Source organism: Sphingomonas phyllosphaerae 5.2 (assembly GCF_000419605.1).
Taxonomy (GTDB): Bacteria; Pseudomonadota; Alphaproteobacteria; order Sphingomonadales; family Sphingomonadaceae; genus Sphingomonas; species Sphingomonas phyllosphaerae_B.
The window spans coordinates 3,172,329-3,199,015 of the sequence record NZ_ATTI01000001.1 but is presented as its reverse complement, the minus strand read 5'-3'; the positions used below and the strand labels follow the sequence as shown (position 1 = coordinate 3,199,015).

Genomic DNA, 26,687 nt, shown 5'->3' with positions numbered 1-26,687 from the left:
CATGACACAGGCGCGACACCCGGCTGTCAGCCAACCACATCCCTTCGATAGATATGGGTCCTGGCCTGCGGAGGGGCGACGGCGTCAGCCGAGCGCGGCGGCGACGGTGGCGCGGGTGCCGGTATGAGTCCGGTCGTATTCGACGATCGAGTCGAGGCTTTGCGCCATCGCACGGATCAGGCGGGTGCCGACGCCGGTGCCCTTCGGCGGCGCATCGCCGATGCCGATCCCGTCGTCCTCCACGGTCAGCCGGAAGCGTCCGTCGCCGTCGCGCGACAAGTGGACGCGTACTTCGCCGGCGCCGTCGGGATAGGCGTACTTGCAGGCATTGCTGACCAGCTCGGTGACGATCACCCCGAGCGATACGGCGCGGTCGGTGGGCAGGCGCAACGGCTCGGCAGTGAGCACGAGCGCGCGCGGCAGGTCGGTGGTCGACCATGTCTGCGTCAGCTCGTCGATCAACTGCGTGAGATAGTCGAGCATGTCGACGCTTTCGACATCGTCGCCGGTGTAGAGCCGGCGATGGACCTGCGCGATCGCACTGATCCGCGCCTGCGTGTCTTCCAGCGCGGCGCGCGCCGCTTCGTCGGTAAGCGCGCTCGACTGCATCCGGACCATCGCGGAGACGAGTTGCAGCGAATTGGCGACGCGGTGGTTGACCTCGGCCAGCAGGGCCTCGAGCCGCGCGTTGCTGGCGCGCAGTTCGTCCTCGGCGCGCGCCTTGGCCCGCGCCAGCTGCGCGCGGGCGATCACCTGCCGGAACGTGGCGTCGAGCAGGTCGAAGAAGTCCTCGCCCGGTGTCTTGACGATATAGTCGGCAGCGCCGGCACGCAGCGCGGCGAGCGCGACCTGCGTCTCCTCCGATCCGCTGACATAGACCATCGCGGGGGCATCCGGCAGCGCGGACAGCCGCGCCATCGTCTCCAGCCCGTCGATGCCCGGCATGTAGTGATCGACCGCGACGACGTCGAAGGTCGCCGCCTGCGCCGCCGCGACCCCGGCTTCGCCGCCATCGGCCACGGTCACCTGATAGCCGCGGCGTTCCAGCGCACGCGTCACCAGCCGGCGGATTCCCGCATCGTCGTCGATATACAGGATCCGCGGGCCGGCCATGGTCAGTGGCTGTCACCCAGATCGGGAACCTGGATTACCGACAGGAACAGCCCGAGCTGGCGGATCGCCTGCGCGAAGCTTTCGTAGTTCACCGGCTTGGTGATGTAGACGTTGGCGCCCAGATCGTAGCAGCGCTGGATCTCGCGGCTGTCGTCGGTGGTGGTCAGGACGACGACCGGCGTGCGCTTGACCGGGCCCTCGTCGGTCTTGATCCGGGCGAGGATGTCGGTGCCGCTCATGTCCGGCAGGTTGAGGTCGAGCAGCACCAGCGCCGGGCCGTTGAGCTGCGGGCCGGTGGAATCATGGAAGATATAGTCGAGCGCGCTCGTGCCGTCGGTGAAGTGGCGGATCGGGTTCATGATCCCGGCGCGGCGGATGTTCTTCTCGATCAGTCGCGCATGACCCTCGTCATCCTCGATCATCACGATGTTCACGGATTGCGGGGCGTTCATGAATTCGGTTCCTGTCTGAGGAGGACGAGCGGGAGCGACAACGTGAAGGCCGCACCTTGCCCGAGCGTGGAGGCGACGTCGATGGTGCCACCCAGCCGGAAGACGAGCGCGCGGACGGTGGCGAGGCCGATGCCCTCGCCGGGCCGGTCCTGCGCGCCCGAACGGCGGAAGAGGTCGAAGACGCGCGCATGGTCGCGCGGGTCGATGCCGCGGCCATTGTCGCGCACGATGTAGACCACCCGATCGCGCTCGCGCCGGCCGCTGACCGTGATGCGCCCGGGCACGCCGGACCGCAGGTATTTCACCGCATTCTCGATCAGGTTCGACAGCACCTGATCGAGTGCGAGCCGGTCGCTGACCACCGGCGGCAGATCGGCCTCGACGGTCAGCACGGTGTCGGTCTCGCTCAGCCGGTGCGACAGCGTGTCGCCGATCTGGCGGACGAGCGCGGCAACGTCGATCTTCTCGGGCGTCAGCGCGCGGCGGCCCTGCCGGGAAAGCTGCAGGATGGCATTGATGAGCCGGTCCATCTTCTGCGTCGAAGCGCGGATGAAGCCGATCGCCTCGGGGAGGTCCTCGTTCGCGGCCAGCCGCGCCTCTTCGTCGGCGAGCGCCGGGGCTTCGGCCTCGACGCGCGCGACGAGGCCGCGCAGCGCACTCGCGGCGGTCTCCAGCTCGGCGGTGAAGCCCATGACGTTGACCAGTGGCGAGCGCAGATCGTGGCTGACGATATAGGCGAAGCGCTGGATCTCCTCGTTCGCACGGGTCAGGTCGGCGGTGCGCACGACGACCATGTCTTCCAACCCGGCGTTGAGCGCACGCAGCGCCTCGTCCGAACGCGACAGGTCGCGGGTGTAGGAGAGTATCGTCAGCAGCGAGATCACCGCCACCGTGGCGAGCAACGCGCCGGCCAGGATGATGATCGTGTAGAAGGCACGTTCGCTGGCGCGCAGTTCGGCGTCGCGGTGCGTCATGAGCCGCCGCTCGACCGCGCCCATCCGGTCGAGCAGGTTGCGGATCGTGACGATCGTGCGGATCTCGGCATCGTCCTCGAAGGCGCGCAGCGCGCCCGCCCGGTCACCTTGTCCGAGCAGCGTTATGGTGTTCGCGCGCCGCGCGGCGAGGCTCGCGAGTTGAAGCCGCAGCCCGAGGTGATAGCGGCGCTGGACCGGATTGTCGCGGGTGAGGCGTTCGAGGCGCGCGATCGCATCCGGCAACTGACGTTCGATGCGCTGGAAATTGGCGAGCGCCCCGGTGCGGCCCGGAACGAGCATGTAGCCGCGGCGCGCGGTCTCGCCCTGCTCGACCAGCCGGTGGACGTTGAGGACGGCGTTCTCGACCTGGTAGGTGTGCTCGACCAGCCGGGTATGCACCTCGTTACGCTGCATGACGCGCACCGCGGCATAGCCGACCAGCACAAGCGCGAGAAAGCCGAACACCATCAACGCGCTCATGCGCCGCGTCAGCACGCGATTGACAGGGGCGTCGGCGGGAAGATCGGCCATCGCGAACGCGATATCGCGCTATGTGCGCGGGCGCCAGCGGCTCGTGCGGGAAGGGTGATGCAGGTTGGTGGGTTGGCGGCATCGCGGGCGGCATGTCACCGCGTCCCGCGCACTACAGCAGCAATTCCTGCGCGGTCATGCGGCCGACGTGACCGCCGCCACGACGCCGGGCCATTTCGGTTTCGGCGGTGAAGCGGACGTCGGGATCGCGATCGGTGAGGAACTTGGCGAGGCTTTCCTCCTCGATCTCGCGCCAGTCCTTGCCGCGATCGGGGCCGTAGCGGACGCGCGGAAGCAAGCCCGGTTCGCTCGACCATTGGATCAGCTGTGCCACCGACGCCTCGTTCAGCTGATCGCGCAGATGGTGGGCGGTGACATAGGCGTCCGGGAACGCGCGGTGTGCGGGCAGGCCACGTTCGTGGTCCAGCCCCTCGGGCTTGCGCCAGTAACGCAGGACCTGGTTGGAATAACTGGGCATGTCCGCCCACAGCCGCAGCGCGCATTTCCACGTGCAGATCCAGTCGGCACCGTGCGTGAGCGCCGGAGTGCAGAATTGCTCCTCGAAGGACGCACGATGCGCGGCGAGCGCGACGCGCCGCGGATAGGGATCGAGCACCTGCCGCGCGACGTCGTGCCACCATGGCGCGTCGGCGACATCCTCGTCGCGGATGTGGTGGATCGCCTGCGTGATCGCGGGCAGCGGGCGGCCCGGGTTGACGAGGATGCTGCCACCCTCCCCGTACAATTCCCAGCGCCCGTCGTTGCCGAGCGCGACATCCTGCCACCCCACCTCGCACACCGCATGGGCGGGCGGTGCCGCGCCGGTGGTTTCAAGGTCGATGACGCGGATGATCTGCGATTGGGTGCGACGGGGATACATCATGCATCCCCGATGTGGGGGATCGGAGCCGGGAATGCCAGCGTCGCGGTTTGATGCGATATCGCTACGGCACCGGCCGCCGACCTCGCGCCCGAAAAAGTCGGGGCACGGGCCGGGAGCGGCGCCCGCCCTTGCGTGTACGGCGAACGGGGCGCGGCAGTCAGGCCGTCGCCCCGGCCGGTCAGCGGCGGAAGGGGTCTTCGAAGGCCGGACGTGCGGGAGCGTCGCCGTCGATCCCGGCCTCGGCATCGCGCGCAGCCTGCTCGCGCTCGGCACGCAGCGACGCGATCAGCGCCTCGCGGTCGCCGTCGAGGCGGGTGTCGGTCGGCGCCGGCTCGATACCGGCGGCCTTCGCGGCCTTGTTGACCGCCGCGTCCAGCTCGCGCTGCGTCGTCAGGCCGAGCGTCACCGGGTCCTTCGGCGTGATGTTGCCGATGTTCCAGTGGCTGCGGTCGCGGATCGCCGCGATCGTCGTGCGGGTGGTGCCGATCAGATTGCCGATCGCGCCATCCGAGATCTCCGGGTGGTTGCGGATGATCCAGGCGATGCCATCGGGCTTGTCCTGGCGCTTCGACACCGGCGTATAGCGCGGACCCTTGGTGCGGCGCACCTGGTCCGGCCCCTTGGTCATCGTCATGCGATATTTGGGGTTCGCCTGCGCCTTGTCGATCTCGTCCTGCGTCAGCTCGTGCGCGCGGACCGGATCGCGCCCGGTCAGCTTGGTCGCAGCGGTATCGTCGGCGATCGCCTGCACCTCGAGGATGTGCAAGCCGCAGAAATCGGCGATCTGCTCGAAGGAGAGCGCGGTATTGTCGACCAGCCATGAGGCGGTCGCGTGGGGCATGAGCGGCTGGGCCATGCGGACAGTCTCCATAAATGCAAAGGGCCGCCCCTTCCCGGAGCGGCCACATCTTGACCATCGACTTAGTGCGTGCCGCCGCCAAGGGCAAGCACGCGCTTAGGCGGCGCGCGACAAGCCCATGTCGAAGGGTTCGAGCGCATCGAGGAATTGTCGCGCGCTGGCCGGCCAGGTGAAGCGCACACCGGCTGCGGCGCAGGTCGTGCGGTCCAGCGTCAGCGCGCGCGCGATCGCGGCGGGCAGGTCGTCGGCCATCGCGCCGGTGTCGGCGGTCAGCACGTCGAGCGGGCCGGGAACCGGGAAGGCGGCGACCGGGGTGCCGCACGCCAGCGCCTCGATCATCACCAGTCCGAACGTGTCGGTGCGGCTGGGAAAGACCAGCGCGTCGGCGGCGCGATAGGCGGCGGCGAGCTGCGCGCCGAACAGCGCACCCAGGAAGATCGCCTGCGGGAATTGCCGCGCCAGCGCGGCCCGCGCCGGGCCGTCGCCGACCACCACCTTCGTGCCCGGCACGTCGGCGGCGAGGAACGCGGCAATGTTCTTCTCCACGGCCACGCGCCCGACATGGAGCAGCACCGGGCCGGGTAGCGCGGCCATCGTCGCGTCGCGCGGTCCGGCGGGCGAGAACAACGGTGCGACGCCGCGGCCCCAGCGGCGGACGCGGGTCAGCCCGTGCACGCCCAGCGCGCGTTCGATCGTCGGCGTCGAGGCCAGCACCGCGGCGGCCGGTGCGTGGAACCAGCGGACGTAGCGCCAGACCCACTCCGGGTCGGCGCCGGTGCGTGCCGCGACATAGTCCGGGAACTGCGTGTGATAGGCGGTCGTGAACGGCCGCCGACGCGACAGGCACCAGCGCCGTGCCGCGACACCCAGCGGGCCTTCGGTGGCGATATGCACCGCCTGCGCGCCGAACGCGGTGATCCGCCGCCCGATCGTCGCCGGCGTCATGAGCGCGAGGCGGATCTCGGGGTAGGTGGGGCAGGGCAACGACGGCGCGTCGGCGGGGGAGACGACCAGCACCTCGTGCCCGCTGTCGCGCAGCTCGGCGATGACGTTTTCGAGCGTGCGCACGACGCCGTTGACCTGCGGGGCCCAGGCGTCGGTGATGATCGCGATCCGCATCACGCGGCGAGCGTGGCGAGCGCGGCGAGCGGCGCGGGATCGCGGCGCGCGATCTCGTCACCCCAGTGCAGGATTTCCATTCGCCCGTCGAAATGCTCGACCAGCGCGGTGCATCCCTCCACCCAGTCGCCATCGTTGTAATAAGCGATGCCGGCGATCTCGCGCATTTCCGCGGTGTGGATGTGCCCGCACACGACGCCGTCGACCCCGCGGCTTCCCGCGGCCTCGGCGACGATCTCCTCGAAGCGCGAGATGAACGCGACCGCGTTCTTTACCTTGGCCTTGGCGTGCTTGCTGAGCGACCAATACGGCATGCCGAACTTGCGGCGTACCGCGCTGACCGCGCGGTTGAGCGTCATCAGCGCGGTATAGGCGGCGTCGCCGACGTGCGCGAGCCAGCGGTGCGACAATGTGATGGCGTCGAATTCGTCGCCGTGCAGCACCAGCAGGCGGCGCCCGTCGGCGGTTTCATGCACCGCCTTGCGCCGGATCTTGATTCCGCCGAAGTCGAGCCCGGCGAACTGCCGGAACATTTCGTCGTGGTTGCCGGGAATGTAGATCATCCGCGTGCCGCGCCGTGCGCGCTTCATCAACCGCCAGATGACGTCGTTGTGCGCCGCCGGCCAGTAGAAGCGCTTCTTGAGCTGCCAGCCGTCGACGATGTCACCGACCAGGTACATCGTGTCGCTGTCGACGTGATCGAGAAAGTCGATCAACAGGTCGGCATTGCAGCCGCGCGTGCCCAGGTGGACGTCGCTGATCCAGACCGTGCGGTAGCGGCGGCGTTCGCCAGCCGACTCCTCGGGGCGGTGCGGGCGCGAGTTCGCGAAGTCGAAAAGGTCGGTGACCTCGGCCACGTGCCCGATCCCGGGCAGGATGGCAGCGGGCAGGGGGGCGACATGTCCTGCGCCCGTGGGCGGGCGCGGGCGGCTGTCGAGCGGGTCGGCGATCGGCGGCATAAGCGGCTCTCCCTTGCCGCTATTATGCCGCCGTCATGTGACGGGCGCGTCTCGCCCCGGTGACGCGTGCGTGGCCGATCGGTGACGCTTTCGCGTCAGCGCAGCAATACGTCGGTCGCGAGCACCACCATGCTCCAGCTCGCAGCAACCAGCCCTGTAAGAACGGCGAAGCGGCGACGCGGGGAAAAATTATAGCCGGCGATCATGTTCAGGATCCTCATCCTCGTTATTATGACCAAGAAATGACACGGCTGATCGCATCCGAAAAGTATGGATTGCTGTCGTTCATCGGTGATTATTTCGATCACTGGAAACGATTGTGCAGTGCGGCGGGCGGCGCCCGTGTTGCCACATGCCGATGCCCCGCCTAGTCAGCATCGATGACCGATGTCCTGACCGCGCCTGCCTCCGCCGCTTCGCCGGCCCCCGCCGCTTCGATCGTCAGCGGAGGCCATCGCCGGCTCGCCGACCGCATGGCGCGCGGCGCGGCGTTCCTGGGCAGCGAGGTGGCGATCATGGCCGGCGCGATGTCGTGGGTGTCGGAGCGGCACCTGGTGGCGGCGATGTCGAATGCGGGCGGCTTCGGGGTGATCGCGTGCGGGGCGATGTCGCCGGCGCTACTGGACGCCGAGATCGCCGCCACCGCGGCGATGACGGCGCGGCCGTTCGGGGTGAACCTGATCACGATGCACCCGGACCTGAATGCGCTGATCGACGTCTGCACGCGGCACGGGGTCGGGCATGTCGTGCTCGCGGGCGGATTGCCGCCGAAGGGGGCGTTGGAGGCCATCAAGGCGTCGGGTGCGAAGGCGGTCTGCTTCGCGCCGACGCTGGCGCTGGCCAAGAAGCTGGTGCGGTCCGGGGTCGATGCGCTGGTGATCGAGGGGATGGAGGCCGGTGGACATATCGGCCCGGTTTCGACCAGCGTGCTGGCGCAGGAAATGCTGCCGGAACTGGCCGAGGTCGTCCCGGTGTTCGTGGCCGGCGGAATCGGGCGCGGCGAGGCGATCGCAGGCTATCTCGACATGGGCGCCGCCGGGGTGCAGCTCGGCACGCGGTTCGTCTGCGCGACCGAGTGCATCGCGCACCCCAATTTCAAAAAGGCGTTCATCCGCGCCTCGGCACGCGACGCGGTGGCGAGCGTCCAGCTCGATCCGCGCCTGCCGGTCATCCCGGTGCGCGCGCTGAAGAATGCGGCGGGCGAGTTGTTCTCGGCGCGGCAGCGCGAGGTGGCGCTGTCGCTGGACGAGGGCAAGGTGGTGATGGCCGAGGCGCAATTGCAGATCGAGCATTACTGGGCAGGCGCGCTGCGCCGCGCGGTGATCGACGGCGATGTCGAGCATGGCAGCGTGATGGCCGGGCAGTCGGTCGGGATGGTCACGAAGGAAGAGCCGATCGCCGACATCATCGCGTCGTTGGTCGCCGAGGCGGCGCAGGCGTTCGAGAAGCGGGTGGGGTGAGGCGCGGCGTTCGCGTGCGCAGGAGCCTGCGGGCAGTCGGGCAAGCAGGTGCGCATGTCGGACCAGGTCGACGATCGGGTGAAGCTCGATCCTGGCCTTAAGTATGGCCCTTGCCGAGCCGCACCTGTCCGCGTCGATCTCCGGCAGGACCGACCAAAGCCTTTGTCCGTGCAGCGAACCGGACTCGCCTCGGCGCGTCTGGGGCACGGCGTGCCGGCTCGACTCTTTCGCGACGCGTCCGGGAATGGGACGCGAACGCAACGCGTCATAAAAGGGGTTTCACGATGCGCCTGCGCCTGTCCGCCGTCATGGTGGCGTCCGTCCTGGCCACGGCCTGTTCGCGCACGCCGCCGCCCGCGACACCCACAGCCCCACCGGTGCCGGTAGCGGTGATGGTGCCGGCGCCGATGCCGACGGGCGCACGGCCGGGGATGCGGATCCCGGCGCGGCTTGCCGACGGGCGCTGGGCGACGCCGAACGTGGGTTTGTCGGCATCGGGGACGACCTGGCACCTGCGTGCCGCGCTGAACGTCGCGGTGCTGGCGTGCCATGGCCCGGAGCAGTCGTTGATGGTCAACGAATACAACGCGCTGCTCAATACCCGTAAAGCGGTGCTCGCCAATGCGCAGACCGCGTTGCAGCAGGAATATCGCGCCACCCGCGGCAAGGAGTGGGAGGATGCGTTCGACGACCAGATGACGCGGCTCTACAATTTCTTCGCGCAGGATTTCGCGCACGCCGGCTTCTGCACGGCCGCGCGCGATGCGCTCGCCGCGGCGGCGGCCGTACCGCCCGCCGCACTCCCCGCGTTCGCGGCCCAGCGGCTGCCGGTGCTGGAGGCGCCGTTCACCGACTTCTTCACCGCCTATGATCGCTGGCGCGCGGGCGCGCTGGTGCGGGCGCCCGACCCCGCGCCGGCGCCGGCGACGGTCGCGGCGTCGGGATGATCGTTGCGGGGTTGCATCGAAACACCGGCCGCATCGTTGCAGGCGGCATGATCGATCTCGCGCCACCGCCGCCTTCCCTGTTGATTGACGCCAGCCTGTTCCTCGATTTCGACGGGACGCTGGTGGAGATCGCGGACACGCCCGATGCCGTCGCGGTCGGGCACGGCGTCGCGCCCTTGCTGGAGAGGCTGGCGGCGGCGCTGCCCGGCGGGGTCGCGATCGTCAGCGGCCGGCCGGTGCACGAGGTGCAGGCGCTCGTCGCGCCCGCCACGTTGCCGATCGCCGGAAGCCACGGGCTGGAGATCGCCGCGGCCGATGGTGCGATCGCCGCGCCGGATCGGCCCGCCGCACTCGATACCGCGCTGGCCGCATCGCGGGTGTTTGCGAGCAGGCATCCGGGTACGCTGGTCGAGGACAAGCCATTCGGGGTCGGCCTGCACTATCGCGGCGCTCCGGAGGCGGGGGAGGCGGTAGCCGCGCTGGCCGAGGAACTCGCCGCGGCGCACGACCTGCATCTGCAACACGGCAAGATGGTGGTCGAGCTGCGGCTGGCCGGGCGCGACAAGGGCGCCGCGGTCGAATGGCTGATGGCGGAACCGGCGCGTTGCCGTACGGTTCCTGTCTTCGTGGGGGATGACGTGACCGACGAGGCCGGCTTTGCCGCCGCCGTCGCGATGGGCGGGGCCGGCGTATTGGTCGGCCCGGCGCGCGCCACCTCCGCAACCTACCGGGTGAACTGCGTCGCCGACGTGCTCGCCTGGCTCGACGCTGCATGCAGGGAGATGACATGACGACGCTGGATCTGTGGCCGATCGGCAATTGCCAGGTGAGCGCGCTGGTCGACCGGCAGGGGCGCTTCGTCTGGGGATGCGTGCCGCGCGTCGATGGCGATCCGTTGTTCTCCGCATTGCTGGGCGGCGAGGAGCCGGACACCGGCTATTGGGGGATCGCGCTGGAGGACAGCGTCTCGATCGAGCAGACGTACATCCGCAACACGCCGATCCTCGTCACGACGCACCGCGATGCGCAGGGCGGTGCGATCGAGGTGATCGATTTCTGCCCGCGGTTCCAGCGCGAGGGGCGTACCTATCGCCCGGTCGGCTATGCGCGGATCGTGCGGCCGATCGCCGGCAGCCCGCGGGTGCGCATCGCATTGCGCCCGACGTGCGGCTGGGGCGGGGGATGCCGCGAGCAGATCGGCGGATCGAACCACCTGCGGCTGCTGCTCGATACGATCGCCTTGCGGCTGACCACCACCGCGCCGATCGCGATGGTGCAGGGCGAGCATGCGTTCCGGGTCGAACGGCCGCTGCACTTCTTCCTGGGGCCGGATGAGAGCTTCCAGGGCGATCTCGCCAGCACCGTCGACCTGATGCTGTACCGCACGACGCAGGAATGGCAGGGCTGGGTGCGCGGGCTGGCCGTGCCGCTGGAGTGGCAGGAAGTCGTCATCCGCTGTGCGATCACGCTGAAATTGTGCCAGCACGAGGAAACCGGCGCGATCGTCGCGGCGCTGACCACCTCCGTTCCGGAGCACGCCGGGTCGCAGCGCAACTGGGACTATCGCTACTGCTGGATCCGCGACGCCTATTACACCGTGCAGGCGCTCAACCGGCTTGGCGCGCTCGACGTGCTCGAGGGCTATCTCGGCTACCTCCGCAACATCGTCGATGGCGCGCGCGGCGGGCATATCCAGCCGCTGTACGGCGTGCTGGGCGAGGCGCAGCTGCCGGAGCGGATCGAGGAGCAGTTGCCCGGCTATCGCGGCATGGGGCCGGTGCGGGTCGGCAACCAGGCGGCCGAGCAGATCCAGCATGACGCGTACGGGCAGATCGTGCTGTGCTCGGTCCACGCCTTCTTCGATCATCGCCTGTTCCGGCTGAGCGGCATCGAGGATTTCGACGCGCTGGAGCGGGTCGGCGAGCGCGCCTGGGCCTATTACGACCAGCCAGACGCCGGCCTGTGGGAGCTGCGGACCCGACAGAGCGTCCACACCTATTCCAGCGCGATGTGCTGGGCGGCGTGCGACCGGCTTGCCAATGCGGCCGAGCGGCTGAAGCTGGCCGATCGCCACGCGCTCTGGTCCGAGCGCGCGCAAGTGATCCGCGAGCGGATCGAGACGGCGGCGTGGCGCGAGGATACGCGGCGGATGTCGGCGACGTTCGCTGGTGACGATCTCGATGCCAGCGTGCTGCAGTTGCTCGACCTGCGCTTTCTGGAGGCGGACGACCCGCGCTTCCTCGACACGCTGGTGGCGATCGAGAAGGGCCTGCGCCGCGGCTCGACGATGCTGCGTTACGACACCGAGGATGATTTCGGGCTGCCCGAGACGGCGTTCAACGTCTGCACCTTCTGGTTGATCGAGGCGCTGTTCCTGACCGGCCGCAGCGACGAGGCACGGGCCTTGTTCGACGAGATGCTGTCGCGCTGCACCGCCGCCGGGCTGCTGTCGGAGGACATCGACCCGCAAAGTGGTGAATTGTGGGGAAATTATCCTCAGACCTATTCGTTGGTGGGCATGATCAACTGCGCCGCCATGCTGAGCAAACCTTGGAGTAGTATCCGTTGAGCCGCCTGATCGTCATCTCGAACCGCGTCACCGCGCCCAAGGGCTCCACGGCCGGCGCGCAGGGCGGGCTGGCGGTCGCGCTGGCCGCGGCGCTGCGTGATCGCGGCGGCATGTGGTTCGGCTGGTCGGGAGAACAGACCGACCAGTTCAACGGCCATATCAACTTCCAGCGCAACCAGGGCGTCACCACCGCGACGGTCGATCTGGAGGAGCAGGACGTCCAGGAATATTACGACGGCTACGCCAACCGTACGCTGTGGCCGCTGTTCCACTATCGCATCGACCTGGCCGAATATGAGCGTGATTTCGCGGGCGGGTACAAGCGCACCAATCAACGGTTCGCCGACACGGTCCGCCCGCTGATCGAGCCGGAGGATGTGATCTGGATCCAGGATTATCACATGTTCCCGCTGGGCGCCGAACTGCGCGAGCGCGGCTGTTCGAACCGGATGGGCTTCTTCCTGCACATCCCGTGGCCGCCGCGACGGCTGCTCGGAACCCTGCCCAATGCCCGTGAGCTGGTCGAGTCGCTGTTCTCCTACGACCTGATCGGGTTCCATACCGAGGAATGGCTGGAGTCGTTCTGCGACTTCGCCAAGCACGATATGGGTGCCACGATCGACGGCAATGTCGCGCGGCTGGGCGACCGGCACGTCGAGTTGATCGCATGCCCGATCGGGATCGACGCGGTCGAGTTCGCCGAGATGTCGAAGAGCGTGCCGGCGCGGCTCGCCTACCGCCGGATGCGCGACAGCGCCGATGGACGCGACATGATCGTCGGGGTCGATCGGCTCGATTATTCGAAGGGTCTGGAGGAGCGCTTCCTCGGCTACGAACGGTTCCTCAACGAGCATCCCGAGGAACGCAAGGAAGTGTTCCTGCTCCAGATCGCACCGCCGAGCCGCGTGTCCGTGGAGAGCTACCAGCGGATCCGCCAGTCGCTGGAGGGTCTGTCGGGGCGCATCAACGGTGCCTATGCGGACGTCGACTGGGTGCCGATCCGCTACGTCAACCAGGGCTATCCGCGCGACCAGCTGGCCGGCATCTATCGCGCCGCCAAGATCGGGCTGGTGACGCCATTGCGCGACGGGATGAACCTGGTCGCCAAGGAATATGTCGCGGCGCAAGACCCGGAAGATCCCGGCGTGCTGGTCCTGTCGCGATTCGCCGGGGCGGCCGAGCAGATGGCGGAGGCGCTGCTGGTGAATCCTTACAGTGCCGAGGAAGTCTCGGACGCGATCTACCAGGCGTTGCGGATGCCGCGCGAAGAGCGTGTGCGGCGCTGGAAGGCATTGATGGAAGGCGTGCAAGAACAGGATGTTGCCTGGTGGTCTGCGACGTTTTTGACGGCGCTTGAGAAGGCGGAGGCCACTCCCGACCCGGTGCACTGATATACGGCGCCTTGCTCGCTGCGCCGACTCCGCTGCTTGTGTTGCCTGAAGACTTACCGCACGGACCCGCCCGGAAGGGTTCGAGGCGATACGCGACGTGGACGGTGCGGTTTCTGCCCTGATCGTGAATAGCTGCGTCGCGGTGCTTTTTGCCGCGACGTTCGCGGTGTTGCGCGCTTCCTATCCGCAGCATCGCGCGACAGGCTGGTTCTGCGCGGCATATGCGCTCGGCATCTTCTCGCCGCTCGGCGGACTGGCCATCCGCTATTCGTCGACCCCGTCGGTATTCAGCGTCACCAGCTATATCGCGCTGGTCGCGTCGCTCATGTGCCTGACGATCGGCGTGTCGGTGCTGTCGGAGCAGAAGATGCCGCGATGGTTGCTGCCGGCGATCGTCGTGCCGGCCGCTCTCGTGCGCGTGTCGCTTTACGATCACGCCTGGAACACGCTGGCTCACGGCATCGTCTATCAACTGCCGTTCTTCACGCTCTCCTTCCTCTGCGCGGCGATGGCGACGTGCAAGGCGCGGCGGTCGCCCGACATGATGTGGGCGACGACCGGCGTCGTCTTCGCGATCACCGCCGCTTATTTCGCGATCAAGCCGTTCGTCGCCGCCGCATCCGGATCGGGCGCGACGATGCGCGATTACGCGACGACCTCGTACGCGCTGTTCTCGCACGCGCTGGGCGGCATCCTGACGGTCGCCACCGCACTGATGGTGTTGTTGAAGGTCATGCGTGCGGTGCTGCGCTCCACCCGCGACGAAGCCGACACCGACATGCTGACGCGCGTCGCGAACCGTCGCGGGTTCGAGCGAGGCGCGGTGCGGCGGATCGCTGCCGCGCGGCGCGACGGCGATCGGGTGGCGGTCCTCATGCTTGACCTGGATCATTTCAAGCAGGTCAACGATGGCTTCGGCCACGCGACCGGCGACATGGTGCTGCAGGCCGTGGCGCAGGCGATCTGCGCTGCGGCACCGGCGGACGCGCTGGTCGCACGATTGGGCGGCGAGGAGTTCGTCGCCCTGTTCGGGGGGACGACGGCGCAGCGCGCGGCGCTGACCGGCGAGGCGATCCGCGCCGCGGTCGCCGATCTGGGGCCGCACCTGCCGCGGACGACGATCAGCGGCGGGATTGCGATGCTGCGCCCCGACGATACGCTCGCCACGCTGCTCGATCGTGCCGACCGCCGTGCCTATGACGCGAAGGCGGCGGGGCGCGACCGTATCTATCCGGCGACGTCGCGCGACAGATAGGCGCGGTGGCGAACCAGCGCGGCGGGATGCTCGGCGCGGATATGGGCGAGCATCGCCTCGCGCGCGTCGCAGCGCAGGTCGAACGCGACCGCGGCATCCTTGGCGGTCATCAGTCCGCGCAGCTCGACGGTGCCGTCGGGCTTCACGTCGGTGACCTGCAGATTCCAGAAGCGCCCGTCCCAGCGCGGATTGGAGGTGACGATCTCGCCCAGCTTCGTGCGCAACGCCTCGACGTCTGTCGCAGGATCGACGTACCAGAAGACGCTGCCGAGCAGCGCGCTCGACTGGCGCGTCCAGTTCTGGAAACTCTGTTCCAGGAATTTGGACACCGGGACGACCAGCCGCCGTTCGTCCCAGATCTTCACGACGACATAGGTCAGGCGGATCTCCTCGATCCGCCCCCATTCGCCGTCGATGATGACGACGTCGTCGATGCGGATCGGCTCGGTGAAGATCATCTGGAAGCCGGCGATCAGGTTCTTGAGCGCGGGCTGCGCGGCGGCGCCGACCGCCAGCGCGCCAAGCCCCGCCGACGCCGCCAGCGTGACGCCGAGGCTGCGCACGCTGGGGATCGTCATCAACATCGTGCAGATCGTGACCAGCAGGATCAGCGAGATGAAGATGCGCTGGAAGATGCCCAGCCGCGTCCGGCGGCGACGCGCGCGCAAATTGTCCGCGACGCTGATGTCGGCGTGGCGGATCATGGCGTCGGTGACCGTCCCGACCGCGACGATCGCGCACCAGCCCATCAGTCCGGGCACCAGCAACGCGGCGATGCGCCCCCACAGCGTCGCCTGGCTGCGCGTCAGGTCGAGCGCGGGCTGCACCGCGGCGAGTGCGATCGCCAGCATCAGCCAGCGCAGCAGCTTGCGGATGCGCTCGACGAACAGCGCGGAGGCGCTGTCGGGCCGCGCGGCGGTCGCGCGGCGCGCTCCCCACACCACGAGGCGATGCAGCACCAGCGCGAGCGCCAGTGCCGCGACCACATACAGCATGTCGACGAGCCAGCCCGGCCAATCGTGCAGCCAGCCTCGCGCGGCCCTGATCCAGTCCGCCATCGCTTCTCTCATATTATCGGTGTCGCTGGCGAAACGAGGCGGTGGGGCAGGGTGTTCCCGCGCGAGAGCCGCCGACTATTCCGTCAGGCGATAGTCCGCGAATTGCCGGCGCAACAGCTTCTTGTCGATCTTGCCGGTCGCGCCCAGCGGGATCGCGTCGACCGTCACCACGTCGTCGGGCATCCACCACCGCGCGATCTTGCCGTCGAGAAAGGCGAGCAACTCGGCCTTGTCGGGCGTCTGTCCGGGGGCGGGCTGGACCAGCAGGATCGGGCGCTCGTCCCACTTCGGATGCGGGACGCCGATGACCGCGGCGAGCGCGACCGCCGGGTGCGCGGTGGCGATGTTCTCGATCGCGATCGAGCTGATCCATTCGCCGCCGGATTTCACGATGTCCTTGGCGCGATCGGTGATCTGCATGTAGCCGGCGTCGTCGATCGTCGCGACGTCGCCGGTATCGAAGAACCCGTCATCGTCGAGCACGGGGGTGTCGTCGCGGAAATAGCCGCTGGCGACGGTCGCGCCGCGGATCAGCAGTCGCCCCGACGACTGTCCGTCGTGCGGAAGCGGCTGCCCCGCGTCGTCGACCAGCCGGAAGTCGAGCCCGACCTGCAACCGCCCCTGCATCGCCTTGCGGCGCACCTGCTCGTCATAGGGCTGCGCCAGCACTTCGGCGGTCGGCGAGGAGAGCGTGGCGAGCGGCGACGTCTCGGTCATGCCCCAGCCCTGCACCACCTCGACGCCGTAATCGTCCTGGAAGGCGCGGATCAGCGCCGGCGGCGGGGCGGCACCGCCGATCACGACGCGGCTCAACGTCGAGAACCCGCGCCCGGTGCCACGCAGATACTGCAGCAGCCCCTGCCACACCGTCGGCACCGCCGCGGAGAAGGTGACGCCTTCCTGTTCGATCAGCTCGTAAAGCGCTTCGCCGTCCATCCGCGCGCCGGGCAGCACCAGCTTGGCGCCCGCCGCGGGCGCGGCATAGACGACGCCCCACGCGTTGGCGTGGTACATCGGCACGACCAGCAACACCGTCTCGCGCTGCGTCAGCGCAAGCGCATCGGCCTGCAGCGCCATCATCGTGTGCAGATAGTTCGAGCGGTGCGAGTAGAGCACGCCCTTCGGATCGCCCGTCGTGCCCGATGTGTAGGGTCAGGACTCATTGGTCATAGCCAGAAGATGACTGTGGCCGCGAGGGCGACGGCGGAGAGGAAGACCGTTGGGCATCGGTCGTAGCGTGTGGCGACGCGGCGCCAATCTTTCAGGCGGCCGAACATGATCTCGATGCGGCTGCGGCGCCGGTAGCGCCGCTTGTCGTACCTGACCGGCTCGTTGCGCGATCTACGGCCCGGGATGCAGGGCTGGATGCCCTTGGCTTCCAGGGCGTCCCTGAACCAATCCGCATCATAACCGCGATCACCAAGCAGCCATTGCGCCTTTGGCAGATCGTCGAGCAGAGCTGCCGCGCCGGTGTAGTCGCTGACCTGCCCGGCGGTCATGAAGAAGCTCAAGGGCCGCCCATCCGCATCGCTGACGGCATGCAACTTGGTGTTCATACCGCCTTTCGTGCGGCCGATCAGGCGGCCGAGATCCCCTTTTTAACCCGCAGGCTCGATGCCGTGCGGTGTGCCTTCAGGTAAGTCGCGTCGATCATGACTGTTTTCGGCACGGCCTCCGCTGACGCCAGACCCTCCATCATGCGCAGGAAAACGCCCCGTTCACCCCAGCGCTTCCACCGGTTGTACAGCGTCTTGTGCGGACCATACGCGCTCGGTGCATCACACCAGCGCAGTCCGTTGCGATTGACGAAGACGATGCCACTCAGCACCCGTCGGTCATCGACCCGCGGCTTGCCATGGCTCTTGGGGAAGTACGGCTGCAGGCGCGCCATCTGCTCATCCGTCAACCAGTACAGGTCGCTCATCCACGCTCTCCTCACGGGGCCTGAATCAGATCGCGGCGCTCACATCAATGGGTCCTGACCGTAGCACAGCCCGCACGCCAGCCGCTCGTCGAACCCGCCCCATGCCGCGATCCCGACGTGCGGTGCGATCCAGTCGTCGAAGGCGACCGCGGGGAAATCGACCACCGGCAGCGCGTCGCGCGCGCACAGGAAGACGACGGTCTCCAGCGTCGGTACGTCACGCACCAGCCGCGCGGCGAGCGCGGCGCAGGCCGGGTCGGCGAGCAGCAGCCGGTCGCCGGCATGCGCGGCGATCCATGCGATCTGCTCGGGGAAGAGTCGCGGGTTGAGCGTGTGGAGCACCGCGCCGATGTTGGTGGTGCCGTACCACGCCGCCATGTGGCGGGCGCCGTTCCAGCCGAGCGTCGCGACGCGGTCACCCGGTGCGATCCCGGCGGCGAGCAGCGCGTCGGATACCTGGCGGGCGGTGTGGTGGAGCGTGCGATAGTCGGTGCGGGTGACCGTTCCGTCGCCGTCGCGCGACACGATCTCGCGGTCGCCATGCCATGTCGCGCCATGATCGAGGAAGCGATCCACCGTCAGCGCGGCGTCCTGCATCAATCCGAACAACTCTGCCATCGCCGCTCCTCACCTGGCCGTCTCGCGAAAACGGCGGCGCCCGGAATGCCGGGTCGCCGCCGTCTTGCTGCCAGAAGCGCGCGGGCTTGTCGCGTATCGATTGATGTCGGTTACTGGACGCCGTGCATCCACTTGCGGATGATCGGCGACAGCAGCAGCAGCAGTCCGCCGACGGCCGCGGCGACCAGCCCGATCGTCCAGAAGACGCCGTTGTAGGTATCCAGGCTGACCTTCAGGTTGGTCACCTGCCCGCCGACCGTCTCGACGCTGGCGACCTGCGCGACGATCCCCGCGACATATTGCGCCACCGACACCGACAGGAACCACACGCCCATCATCAGCCCGACGACGCGCGCGATCGACAGCTTCGTGACCATCGACAGGCCGACCGGCGAGATGCACAATTCGGCGACCGAGTGGATCAGGTAGAGCCCGGCGAGCCACCAGATCGTGACCTTGAAGTCGGCCCCGGCGAATTGCCCGCCGAAGACGAGGAACAGGAAGCCCAGTCCGACCAGGATCAGCGCGATCCCGAACTTGACCGGGATCGACGGCTCGCGCCCCGCCGCGGCCAGCGTCGTCCACATCGCCGCCATGATCGGCGCGAAGACGACGATGAAGAAGGCGTTGAAGAACTGCGTCTGCCCCGCCGACAACGAGAACAGCCCGAACACCGAAAGGTCGGTGTTGCGATCGGCATAGAGCGTCAGGCTGGACCCGGCCTGTTCGAACAGCGTCCAGAAGACGACGTTGAAGACGATCAGGATCATCGCGGCGAGCATCATCTGGAACTCGGGCCGCGAGCCGTTCTTCCACGACCAGATCAGGATGCCGGGCACCGCGACCAGGAAGGTGCCGAACAGCAGCTTGCCCATCAGCGGCAGCGCCAGCATGTAGCCGACCATCCCTGCGCCGGCGACCGGATCGGGCGCGTTCATCAGGTTGGTGAACAGCAGGTAGAAGATCGGCACGCCGATCAGCGCGGCGGCATAGATGCCCATCGCACGGTCCGGCTGTCCGTCGCGCAGCGGCGGCTCGCCATAACCGCCCAGGCGTCCGCCATCGAACTGGATCAGCGACCACGACGCGAGCATCCCGATCGCGGCAAGCCCGAACCCCGCCCACCAGCCGACCATCGTCGCCAGCAACGGGCAGAGCAGCTGCGACAGCGTCGAGCCGATGTTGATCCCCATGTAGAAGATCGTGAACCCGGTATCGCGGCGCCGGTCGCCGGCCGGGTACAGCTCGCCCACCATCGTCGAGATGTTGGGTTTGAAGAAGCCGTTGCCGACCGAGACCAGGCACAGCGCCAGCAACATCACGGTGACGTAGAACGGGCTGCGCTCGCCATCCGACTGGAAGCCGCCCTTGGCGACGACGCGCTCCGGCTGGCCGGCGTTGTTCAGCAGCGCGACGGTGCCGTCGTCATTCCCCTTGATCGCCAGCCGCTTCGTACCGTCGACGACGTAACGCGTCTCCTCGCCCGCGGCGCTTTTCTCGATCGCCACCTCGTAGCGCTGGCCGTCGATCGTCGCGAACGGCTTGGCGGTCTCGCCGCCGAAGCAGAGCGTGAAATAGCCGATCGCCATCAGCACGGCGCCGAACTTCACCGCGCGCTTCGATCCAAGATACTGGTCGGCGAGATAGCCACCGATCAGCGGGGTGAGATAGACGAGCGCGGTATAGCCGCCATAAAGGCCGGTCGCCTGCCGATCCCCGAACAGGAAGTGCTGCGTCAGGTAAAGCGTGAGCAGCGCGCGCATGCCGTAGAAGCCGAACCGCTCCCACATCTCGGTGGTGAACAACCGCGCAAGCTGGCGGGGATGGCCGAACCACGTCGCCTCGGCAGCGGGATTGACGTGGCTGATATCCGGCTCGCGCGGACTGTCCGCGGTTGGGGTGTCCACCATGGGGGGAATACGCTCCTGAAATCCGATCGACCGCCCCGCATGGCGCGGGGGACAAGGTTACGCGCGAGACTAGCGTCAAAGCGGACGCTGTAAATATCCCGTCACATGGCCTATTGCGCCGCGCATGTTCAACGACCTTTCCTCGCCCCTGTCGCTGTTGGCGACGCGCCGTTCGGGCAAGCCGCGCGATCTGGCCGCGCCCGCGCCGACCCATGCGCAACTGGTCGAGATGATCGCGCTCGCCGGGCGGACGCCCGATCATGGCAAGCTGGCGCCGTGGCGGTTCGTGATCGTGGGCGACGATCGTCGCGATGCGCTCGCCGCGTTGCTGGTCGAGGCGTATCGGGCCGAGCGGCCCGCCGCGGGGCGGGCCGAGATCGAGGCCATGGAGCAATTCGCGCGGCAGGCGCCGGCGCTGGTCGTCGCGCTCTCCAGCCCGCGCCCCGATAGCCATATTCCCATGTGGGAGCAGGAATTGTCGGCGGGCGCCGCGTGCATGAACCTGCTCCACGCGGTGCACGCACATGGCTTCGCGGCGGGGTGGCTGACCGGCTGGCCGGCATTTTCGGACCGGGTGCGCGACGCGTTCGGTGCTGCGCCGGAACGGATCGTCGGCTTCGTCTTCATTGGTACGCCCATGCGTGAGCTTGAGGAGCGGCCGCGCCCGGACCCGGCGCGATTGTGGAGCGATTGGCAAGGGTAAGCGGTGCCGCGCTCGACAAACAGGCCATGTGGTGTATTAAGGCAGCATGGCAGCTCTGAGTAACGACGACTCGCCGGTCTATCTCCGGCTGCGTGGCACCATCGCGGCGGCGATCCTGCGCGGGGACTTCGCCGCCGGTGATCAGCTTCCCTCGGTTCGCGCGCTGGCCGCCGAGCACGGTGCGAACCCGCTGACGGTGGCCAAGGCCTATCAAAGCTTCCAGGACGACGGATACGTCGAGGTGCGGCGCGGAGTCGGGATGTTCGTCCTGCCGGGCGCTGCCGAGCGGCTGCGAACGGCCGAACGCGAGGATTTCGTTGCGCAGCAATGGCCGCGGATCCGCGAACGGATCGACCTGCTCGGGCTCGACGTCGCGGCGCTGCTGGAACGTGCACCGGCGTGAGGCTTTGATCGCGACATGCGGCGTTTCATCCCGATCCTGATGCTGGGCGCGCTTGCCGCGTGTCAGCAGCATGACGAACCGGCCGCGGCGCCGACGCCGGAGCGGGTCGTCGCGCCATCCCCCTCCGCTACCGCGGCGGCGACAGCGGACCTGTCGCGCTATGTCGGGGCATATCCAACCGAGGCGAAGGCGGGAGCGCCGAGTTTTCTGCAGCTGTCGGCAGTGCGCGACGCCGTGGCGACGGTGGTGAGCGATGCCGGGGTACGCAAGACGGTGCTGGGCAGCGACGTGACGGCGACGCCGATCGTATTGGAGGCGGGCAAGCTGTTGGCGTTCGGGTGCGAGCCGCACAATTGCGGGCCGCACAATTGGGCGATCGCGCTGCGGCCGGACGGCAGTGCGCCGGCCGTGTGCTATTACGATCAGGACCGGCGCGTCGCGCGCTGGTATCCCGAAGGCGCAGCGCCGGTGCCGGTGAACGGCTGCCCTTCGGGAGATTGAGGCGCAGTCTCGTGGTGCGCGGCTGGGGTCTTCCGGGACTGCGACACATCACGCGCGTCCGTCAGCGGTTTTGCCCTTTGCCGGAAGCGCGCGGCTATCGAAGGCTCATCATCGTGGGTAGCGGCGCAACCCGGTGATGGATCGCAACGCCCCGGATCGCTTCGCTTACGCTCGCTAAGCCGAACCGGGGACGATGAAGCATTGATGGATCGGTCGCACGTGGTCGCGATCCCCGAACTGATCCGCGACGCTCGAGTGGCGACGCCGTGCGAACCGCGCGACGGAGTGCGGTATGGCATCGGGTTGATCCGTCATTGCGAGCCTCGCGAAGCAATCTAGGCGGGGTCGACATTCAGCGCCTCACGAATGCCGGGCCGTTCGCCAATGAAGATTATCCATCTCTTACGGCGCACCGCGCTCGCACGATCGGGCAGGTTGGCGACCTCTACCCGTCATTGCGAGCCGAGCGAAGCGATCCAGCGTTCCGCGCGACTCCCTGGATCGCTTGGCTGCGCTCGCAATGACGGCGCTTGCGGGGACGCTGGCCAAATGTCGATTGGCCCTAGAATGCTTCCGCCGGAAGTGCGTAGAGCACCGAGGCGTCGGCGTTCGCCGCGGCTTCCAGCCCGAGTGCTTCCGGTACGATCTGGTCGAGGTAGAAGGTGCCGGCCGCCAGCTTGACCGCATCGGCGTCCGCGGCGTGCATCTGACGCTCCATCAACCAGCCGCAGGCGGCGACCGACAGCATCGTCATGAACGGATAACTCGCCGCCTGCCGATCGTCCGCACTCGCGCCCTGCAAACGCCGCCCGACGGCCTCACAGGCGTCGATCAGCCGCATCAGCGCGGGATGCCGTGCCTCGGCGCGCATGTCCGCGATCAGGTCTGCGAAGGCGCCGCCGTTCGACAGCGCCAGCTTGCGGCCGACCAAGTCGGCGGCCTGGATGCCGTTGGTGCCCTCGTAGATCGGGGTGATGCGCGCGTCGCGGAAGAACTGCGCGGCGCCGGTCTCCTCGATATAGCCCATCCCCCCATGGATCTGCACGCCCAGGCTGGCGACCTCGTTGCCGAGATCGGTGGCGTGCGCCTTGGCCAGCGGGGTCATGATCTCCAGCCGTTCCTTCGCGCGCGCATCGCCCAGCGTCGCGCGATCGACCTGCCCGCAGGCGTAATAGACCAGCGCGCGCGCCGCCTGGGTCTGCGCTTTCATCCGCAGCAGCATGCGGCGCACGTCGGCATGTTCGACGATCGCCGCCGCCTTGCCGTCGCGCGCACCCTGTATGCGGTCGCGGGCGTAGGCGGCGGCGGCCTGCGTCGCTGCCTCCGCGACCTGCACGCCCTGCACGCCGACGTTGAGCCGCGCGTTGTTCATCATGGTGAACATCGCGCGGATGCCGCCGAACTCCGCGCCGATCAGCTCACCGATGCAATCGTCATGGTCGCCGAACGACAGCACGCAAGTCGGTGAGGCGTGGAGCCCCATCTTGTGCTCGATCGAGACGACGCGGACGTCGTTGGGTGTGCCGTCCAGCCGGATCTTGGGCACGAGGAACAGCGAGATGCCACGCGTGCCGGCGGGTGCGTCCGGGGTGCGGGCGAGGACGAGGTGGACGATGTTGTCGGCCATGTCGTGGTCGCCGAAGCTGATGAAGATCTTCGTACCCTTGATCGCAAAGGTGCCGTCATGACGGCCCTCCTTCTCGATCGGCGTGGCGGTGGAGCGCAGCGCACCGACATCGCTGCCGGCCTGCGGTTCGGTCAGGTTCATCGTGCCCGTCCATTCGCCGGTCGCCAGCTTCGGCAGGTACGCGGCCTGCTGTTCGGGCGAGCCGTGGTGCGCCAGCGCCTCGATCGCGCCGACCGTCAGCGTGGGGGCAAGCGCAAAGCCCATGTTGGCGGTGCCCAGCGTTTCCAGCACCGCGGCCTGCACGACGAACGGCAAGCCTTGGCCACCCCATGCCTCGTCGACGCCGATCGTGCCCCAGCCGCCGGCGACATACGCCTGGTACGCGTCGCGAAACCCGTCGGGCATTATCACGCCATTCGGCGTCCATTTCGCGCCGATCGTGTCACCGACGCGCAGCAATGGCGCCCATTCCCCGGCCGCAAATTGCGCAACCCCGTCCAGCACCGCCTCGATCACGTCCGGGCTGGCGGCGGCGAAGCGCTCGGCGGCGGCGATCTCGTCCAGGCGCACGACATGGTCGAGCACGAAGCGCTGATCGGCGGTGGCGGCGGCGAAGGGCATTTCTCTCTCTCCTGTGCAGCCGCTATAGCCGTTGGCGATGGACGCTCAATCCCCCGTCATTCGACGTTACGGCACGGCCGCCTCGCAAGAGGCGGCGGCGCTGATTCGCGCCGGCGGTATCGTCGCGGTGCCGACCGAGACGGTCTACGGGCTCGCCGCCGACGCGTGCGATTCGGCGGCGGTGGCGCGCATCTATGCGGCCAAGGGACGGCCTGCTTTCAACCCGTTGATCGTGCATGTCCGCGATCTCGCGGCGGCGGAGCGGATCGCCGTGTTCGATGACGACGCGCGCGCGCTCGCGGCGCGTTTCTGGCCCGGTCCGCTGACGCTGGTGCTGCCCCTGCGTGAGGGGGCGGGCATTGCCAGGCTGGTCACCGCAGGTCTGCCGACGATCGCGATCCGCGTGCCGGCGCACCGGGCAATGCAGGATCTGCTGACGCAGAGCGGCGCACCGCTTGCAGCGCCATCCGCGAACGCGAGCAACGGGATTAGCCCGACCCGCGCCGAGCACGTCGCGGCAAGCCTGGGAGCGGCGGTGCCGCTGATCCTGGACGACGGCGCGACTGCGGCGGGGGTGGAGTCGACGATCGTCGCCGGGCGTACGATCCTGCGTCCGGGGCCGGTGACGGCGGAGATGCTGGAAGAGGTGTTGCCGGTCGCGGCGGGGACCACCGCGCAGGTCAGTGCACCGGGGCAGATGGCGACGCATTACGCGCCGCGGAAGCCGCTGCGGCTGGGGGCGCTGGTGCGCGAGGGCGACGAATGGCTGATCGGCTTTGGCGCGGTGGCGGGCGACGATACGTTGTCGGCAGACGGCGACGTGGTGGAGGCAGCGGCGCGATTGTTCGACGCGCTCCACCGGGGCGACGCGAGCGACCGCACGACGATCGCGGTCGCAGGGGTGCCGCACGTGGGAGTAGGGGTTGCCATCAACGATCGCTTGCGGCGCGCCGCGCATCGTTGAGAGCATTGCGCTGCGTCCGCCTTTCGGGAGCGGGAGCCGGGCGTGACGGGCGGTCCCCGCAGGTGTCTGATGTTGCGCCATCCCGGAGCTCGTTAGCGCCTGCGAAGGCTGCGTTCCGCTGCGATGTCGCCGGAAGTTTGTGTCTGACGCAGGAGCGGCGCGCCCAAGTCATCGGGCGCGCCGTACGTCGCGACATCGCCGCTGCTGGCGCAGGGCGATGTCGCATGGCGGTCAGGCGGTAACCGCCTTGCTGCGCGCCGCGAAGCTCTTGCGCAGCTTCTGCAGCTTCGGCGGGATCACTGCCATGCAGTAGGGATTGCGCTGGCCGTCCCCTTCCCAGTAATCCTGATGGTAGTTTTCCGCCGGGTACCAGATCGAATATTCCTCGATCGTCGTCACGATCCTGCCGGTCGCCATTTCCTGCGCACGGGCGATCGCCTGGTTCGCCTGCTCTTCCTGCATCACCGTCTCCGGGAAGATCGCGGAGCGATATTGCGTGCCGACGTCGTTGCCCTGCCGGTTGAGCTGCGTCGGGTCGTGGGTCGCGAAAAAGATGTCGAGCAGGTCGGCATAGCTGACCTGCGCGGGGTCGAATCCCACCTTGATCGCCTCGGCGTGGCCGGTGTCGCCGCCGCACACCTGCTTGTAGGTCGGGTTCGGAACGTGGCCGCCGATATAGCCGCTCTCGACGCTTTCGACGCCGATCACATCCTTGAACACCGCCTCGGTGCACCAGAAGCATCCGCCGGCAAGTGTCGCATATTCGGTCATGAAGATGGTCTCCTTTGCGTCCCATGTAGGAAGCGGCTAGGCGGCGGCAACATCTGGGAGACTGGTATGACGTTCGACGGCAAGGTGATGGTAACGGGCGGGGCGGGCTATATCGGCAGCCATGCGGTGCTTGCGCTGCTCGATGCCGGATACGAGGTCGTCGTGATCGATAACCTGCTGACCGGATTCGACTGGGCGGTCGACGGGCGCGCGGCCTTCGTCAACATCGCGGTCGAGGACCCTGGCGTGCGTGACGTGATCCGCGCACATAACGTCCGCGCGATCATGCACTTCGCCGGATCGGTGGTGGTGCCCGAATCGGTGAGCGACCCGCTCAAATACTATCGCAACAACACCGCCGCCACGCGCACGCTGATCGAGAGCGCGGTGGCCGAGGGCGTGCCGCACTTCATCTTCTCCTCGACTGCCGCGACATATGGCACGCCGGAGCGCGTGCCGATCGCGGAGGGCGATCCCAAGTCGCCGATCAACCCGTATGGCATGTCGAAGCTGATGAGCGAGTTCATGTTGCGCGACGTATCGGCGGCGCACCCGATGAACCACTGCTGCCTGCGGTACTTCAACGTCGCCGGTGCCGACCCGCAGGGCCGCAGCGGGCAGTCGACGGTCGGCGCGACCCACCTGATCAAGATCGCGGTCGAGGCGGCGACCGGCAAGCGCGACAGCGTTGGCGTCTACGGCACCGACTTCGAGACGCGCGACGGCACCGGCGTGCGGGACTATATTCACGTCAGCGACCTGGCGGAGGCGCATGTCGCGGCGCTGAAGCTGCTGATCGAGCAGCCGGGCGACAGCCATGTGCTCAACTGCGGCTACGGCCGCGGCTTCTCGGTGCTGGAGGTGCTCGACGCGGTCGACCGGGTCACCAACCGCACGATCGAGCGCAAGCTGCAGGGGCGGCGCGCAGGTGACCCGGCCGAGTTGGTCGCAGACAATGCCGCGATCCTGCGCACGATCGACTGGACGCCACAGCGTGACGACCTCGACGGGATCGTCCGCGACGCGCTGGCGTGGGAGCGCAAGCTGGCTGAACGGCAAGCCTGACATCGCACGG

Annotated in this window: 26 protein-coding genes and 1 pseudogene; 11 read left to right on the top strand and 16 right to left on the bottom strand. The window is 68.2% G+C overall.

Features of this window, described 5'->3' with window-relative positions; all coding sequences use genetic code 11:
* Positions 1 to 84 precede the first annotated feature (84 nt).
* The 8 genes from SPHPHY_RS0115155 to SPHPHY_RS22685 form a co-directional block, all read right to left on the bottom strand.
* Positions 85 to 1,113: a sensor histidine kinase gene (locus SPHPHY_RS0115155; RefSeq protein WP_022687537.1), complete on the bottom strand. Its 1,029-nt coding sequence runs from the start codon at positions 1,111 to 1,113 to the stop codon at positions 85 to 87.
* Positions 1,114 to 1,115: 2 nt separating this feature from the next.
* Positions 1,116 to 1,565: a response regulator gene (locus SPHPHY_RS0115150; RefSeq protein ID WP_022687536.1), complete on the bottom strand. Its 450-nt coding sequence runs from the start codon at positions 1,563 to 1,565 to the stop codon at positions 1,116 to 1,118.
* Entirely contained in the window at positions 1,562 to 3,070 is a 1,509-nt protein-coding gene (locus SPHPHY_RS0115145) for a sensor histidine kinase (protein ID WP_022687535.1), read from the bottom strand. The genes SPHPHY_RS0115150 and SPHPHY_RS0115145 overlap by 4 nt, the downstream gene beginning before the upstream one ends.
* Before the next feature lie 112 nt (positions 3,071 to 3,182).
* Positions 3,183 to 3,953 (bottom strand): 3'-5' exonuclease, encoded by a 771-nt coding sequence (locus tag SPHPHY_RS0115140; RefSeq protein WP_022687534.1) that lies wholly within the window; start codon positions 3,951 to 3,953, stop codon positions 3,183 to 3,185.
* A gap of 178 nt (positions 3,954 to 4,131) precedes the next feature.
* On the bottom strand, positions 4,132 to 4,809 hold the full coding sequence (locus SPHPHY_RS0115135) for a DUF1013 domain-containing protein (RefSeq protein ID WP_022687533.1): 678 nt from the start codon (positions 4,807 to 4,809) through the stop codon (positions 4,132 to 4,134).
* Positions 4,810 to 4,908: 99 nt separating this feature from the next.
* Positions 4,909 to 5,931, bottom strand: coding sequence for a glycosyltransferase family 4 protein (locus SPHPHY_RS0115130; RefSeq protein WP_028056978.1), 1,023 nt, complete (start codon positions 5,929 to 5,931; stop codon positions 4,909 to 4,911).
* Complete coding sequence (locus tag SPHPHY_RS0115125) at positions 5,931 to 6,890, bottom strand: UDP-2,3-diacylglucosamine diphosphatase (RefSeq protein WP_022687531.1); 960 nt, start codon at positions 6,888 to 6,890, stop codon at positions 5,931 to 5,933. Before SPHPHY_RS0115125 ends, SPHPHY_RS0115130 begins: the two co-directional genes overlap by 1 nt.
* 95 nt (positions 6,891 to 6,985) lie before the next feature.
* A complete protein-coding gene (locus SPHPHY_RS22685) occupies positions 6,986 to 7,111 on the bottom strand; it encodes a hypothetical protein (RefSeq protein WP_269213767.1) in 126 nt (41 codons plus the stop codon).
* 252 nt (positions 7,112 to 7,363) lie between these two features.
* Between SPHPHY_RS22685 and SPHPHY_RS0115110 the strand changes: the two genes are divergently transcribed.
* From SPHPHY_RS0115110 to SPHPHY_RS0115085, 6 genes are all read left to right on the top strand, one after another.
* The gene (locus tag SPHPHY_RS0115110) at positions 7,364 to 8,350 is read left to right on the top strand and encodes an NAD(P)H-dependent flavin oxidoreductase (RefSeq protein ID WP_022687528.1); all 987 of its coding nucleotides are present in this window, start codon (positions 7,364 to 7,366) and stop codon (positions 8,348 to 8,350) included.
* A 284-nt stretch (positions 8,351 to 8,634) separates the two neighbouring features.
* The gene (locus SPHPHY_RS20320) at positions 8,635 to 9,297 is read left to right on the top strand and encodes a hypothetical protein (RefSeq protein WP_022687527.1); all 663 of its coding nucleotides are present in this window, start codon (positions 8,635 to 8,637) and stop codon (positions 9,295 to 9,297) included.
* Between the two features lie 47 nt (positions 9,298 to 9,344).
* Positions 9,345 to 10,088: a trehalose-phosphatase gene (otsB, locus tag SPHPHY_RS0115100; protein WP_028056976.1), complete on the top strand. Its 744-nt coding sequence runs from the start codon at positions 9,345 to 9,347 to the stop codon at positions 10,086 to 10,088.
* Positions 10,085 to 11,866 carry a glycoside hydrolase family 15 protein gene (locus SPHPHY_RS0115095; protein ID WP_022687525.1) on the top strand — a complete coding sequence of 594 codons (1,782 nt, stop codon included), beginning with the start codon at positions 10,085 to 10,087 and terminating at the stop codon, positions 11,864 to 11,866. The genes otsB and SPHPHY_RS0115095 overlap by 4 nt, the downstream gene beginning before the upstream one ends.
* Positions 11,863 to 13,257 carry an alpha,alpha-trehalose-phosphate synthase (UDP-forming) gene (gene otsA / locus SPHPHY_RS0115090; protein WP_022687524.1) on the top strand — a complete coding sequence of 465 codons (1,395 nt, stop codon included), beginning with the start codon at positions 11,863 to 11,865 and terminating at the stop codon, positions 13,255 to 13,257. The genes SPHPHY_RS0115095 and otsA overlap by 4 nt, the downstream gene beginning before the upstream one ends.
* Positions 13,258 to 13,354: 97 nt before the next feature.
* On the top strand, positions 13,355 to 14,512 hold the full coding sequence (locus tag SPHPHY_RS0115085) for a sensor domain-containing diguanylate cyclase (RefSeq protein ID WP_022687523.1): 1,158 nt from the start codon (positions 13,355 to 13,357) through the stop codon (positions 14,510 to 14,512).
* Here the strand turns inward: SPHPHY_RS0115085 and SPHPHY_RS0115080 are convergent.
* The 6 genes and pseudogenes from SPHPHY_RS0115080 to SPHPHY_RS0115055 all read right to left on the bottom strand — a co-directional run bounded on the left by SPHPHY_RS0115080 (position 14,485) and on the right by SPHPHY_RS0115055 (position 20,022).
* The gene (locus SPHPHY_RS0115080) at positions 14,485 to 15,570 is read right to left on the bottom strand and encodes a mechanosensitive ion channel family protein (protein WP_022687522.1); all 1,086 of its coding nucleotides are present in this window, start codon (positions 15,568 to 15,570) and stop codon (positions 14,485 to 14,487) included. The genes SPHPHY_RS0115085 and SPHPHY_RS0115080 overlap by 28 nt on opposite strands.
* Before the next feature lie 75 nt (positions 15,571 to 15,645).
* On the bottom strand, positions 15,646 to 15,990 hold the full coding sequence (locus SPHPHY_RS22680) for an AMP-binding enzyme (protein WP_269213773.1): 345 nt from the start codon (positions 15,988 to 15,990) through the stop codon (positions 15,646 to 15,648).
* A 90-nt stretch (positions 15,991 to 16,080) separates the two neighbouring features.
* Positions 16,081 to 16,707 (bottom strand): annotated as a pseudogene (locus SPHPHY_RS20315) (AMP-binding protein); the annotation flags it as partial.
* A gap of 29 nt (positions 16,708 to 16,736) precedes the next feature.
* A protein-coding gene (locus SPHPHY_RS21490) for an IS5 family transposase (RefSeq protein WP_156024961.1) occupies positions 16,737 to 17,494 on the bottom strand; the annotation gives its coding sequence in 2 pieces (ribosomal slippage) (positions 16,737 to 17,161 and positions 17,161 to 17,494; 759 coding nt in all).
* A gap of 39 nt (positions 17,495 to 17,533) precedes the next feature.
* On the bottom strand, positions 17,534 to 18,112 hold the full coding sequence (locus SPHPHY_RS0115060; protein ID WP_022687520.1) for an AMP-binding protein: 579 nt from the start codon (positions 18,110 to 18,112) through the stop codon (positions 17,534 to 17,536).
* Positions 18,113 to 18,222: 110 nt separating this feature from the next.
* A complete protein-coding gene (locus SPHPHY_RS0115055) occupies positions 18,223 to 20,022 on the bottom strand; it encodes a peptide MFS transporter (RefSeq protein WP_022687519.1) in 1,800 nt (599 codons plus the stop codon).
* A 124-nt stretch (positions 20,023 to 20,146) separates the two neighbouring features.
* Between SPHPHY_RS0115055 and SPHPHY_RS0115050 the strand changes: the two genes are divergently transcribed.
* The 3 genes from SPHPHY_RS0115050 to SPHPHY_RS20310 are packed head-to-tail and all read left to right on the top strand — an operon-like array spanning position 20,147 to position 21,629.
* Positions 20,147 to 20,725, top strand: coding sequence for a nitroreductase family protein (locus SPHPHY_RS0115050; RefSeq protein ID WP_022687518.1), 579 nt, complete (start codon positions 20,147 to 20,149; stop codon positions 20,723 to 20,725).
* Between the two features lie 46 nt (positions 20,726 to 20,771).
* On the top strand, positions 20,772 to 21,128 hold the full coding sequence (locus tag SPHPHY_RS0115045; protein WP_022687517.1) for a GntR family transcriptional regulator: 357 nt from the start codon (positions 20,772 to 20,774) through the stop codon (positions 21,126 to 21,128).
* A gap of 15 nt (positions 21,129 to 21,143) precedes the next feature.
* Positions 21,144 to 21,629, top strand: a complete 486-nt coding sequence (locus SPHPHY_RS20310; protein WP_022687516.1) for a hypothetical protein — start codon at positions 21,144 to 21,146, stop codon at positions 21,627 to 21,629.
* Positions 21,630 to 22,191: 562 nt separating this feature from the next.
* Here the strand turns inward: SPHPHY_RS20310 and SPHPHY_RS0115030 are convergent.
* A complete protein-coding gene (locus SPHPHY_RS0115030) occupies positions 22,192 to 23,877 on the bottom strand; it encodes an acyl-CoA dehydrogenase (protein WP_022687514.1) in 1,686 nt (561 codons plus the stop codon).
* A gap of 37 nt (positions 23,878 to 23,914) precedes the next feature.
* On the opposite strand from SPHPHY_RS0115030, the gene SPHPHY_RS0115025 reads away from it, so the two are divergent.
* Positions 23,915 to 24,841, top strand: coding sequence for an L-threonylcarbamoyladenylate synthase (locus SPHPHY_RS0115025; RefSeq protein ID WP_022687513.1), 927 nt, complete (start codon positions 23,915 to 23,917; stop codon positions 24,839 to 24,841).
* Positions 24,842 to 25,072: 231 nt separating this feature from the next.
* Here the strand turns inward: SPHPHY_RS0115025 and msrA are convergent, their stop codons facing one another.
* Positions 25,073 to 25,612, bottom strand: a complete 540-nt coding sequence (gene msrA, locus SPHPHY_RS0115020) for a peptide-methionine (S)-S-oxide reductase MsrA (protein ID WP_022687512.1) — start codon at positions 25,610 to 25,612, stop codon at positions 25,073 to 25,075.
* A gap of 66 nt (positions 25,613 to 25,678) precedes the next feature.
* On the opposite strand from msrA, the gene galE reads away from it, so the two are divergent.
* Entirely contained in the window at positions 25,679 to 26,677 is a 999-nt protein-coding gene (galE, locus tag SPHPHY_RS0115015; RefSeq protein ID WP_022687511.1) for a UDP-glucose 4-epimerase GalE, read from the top strand.
* The last annotated feature ends 10 nt before the right edge of the window (positions 26,678 to 26,687 follow it).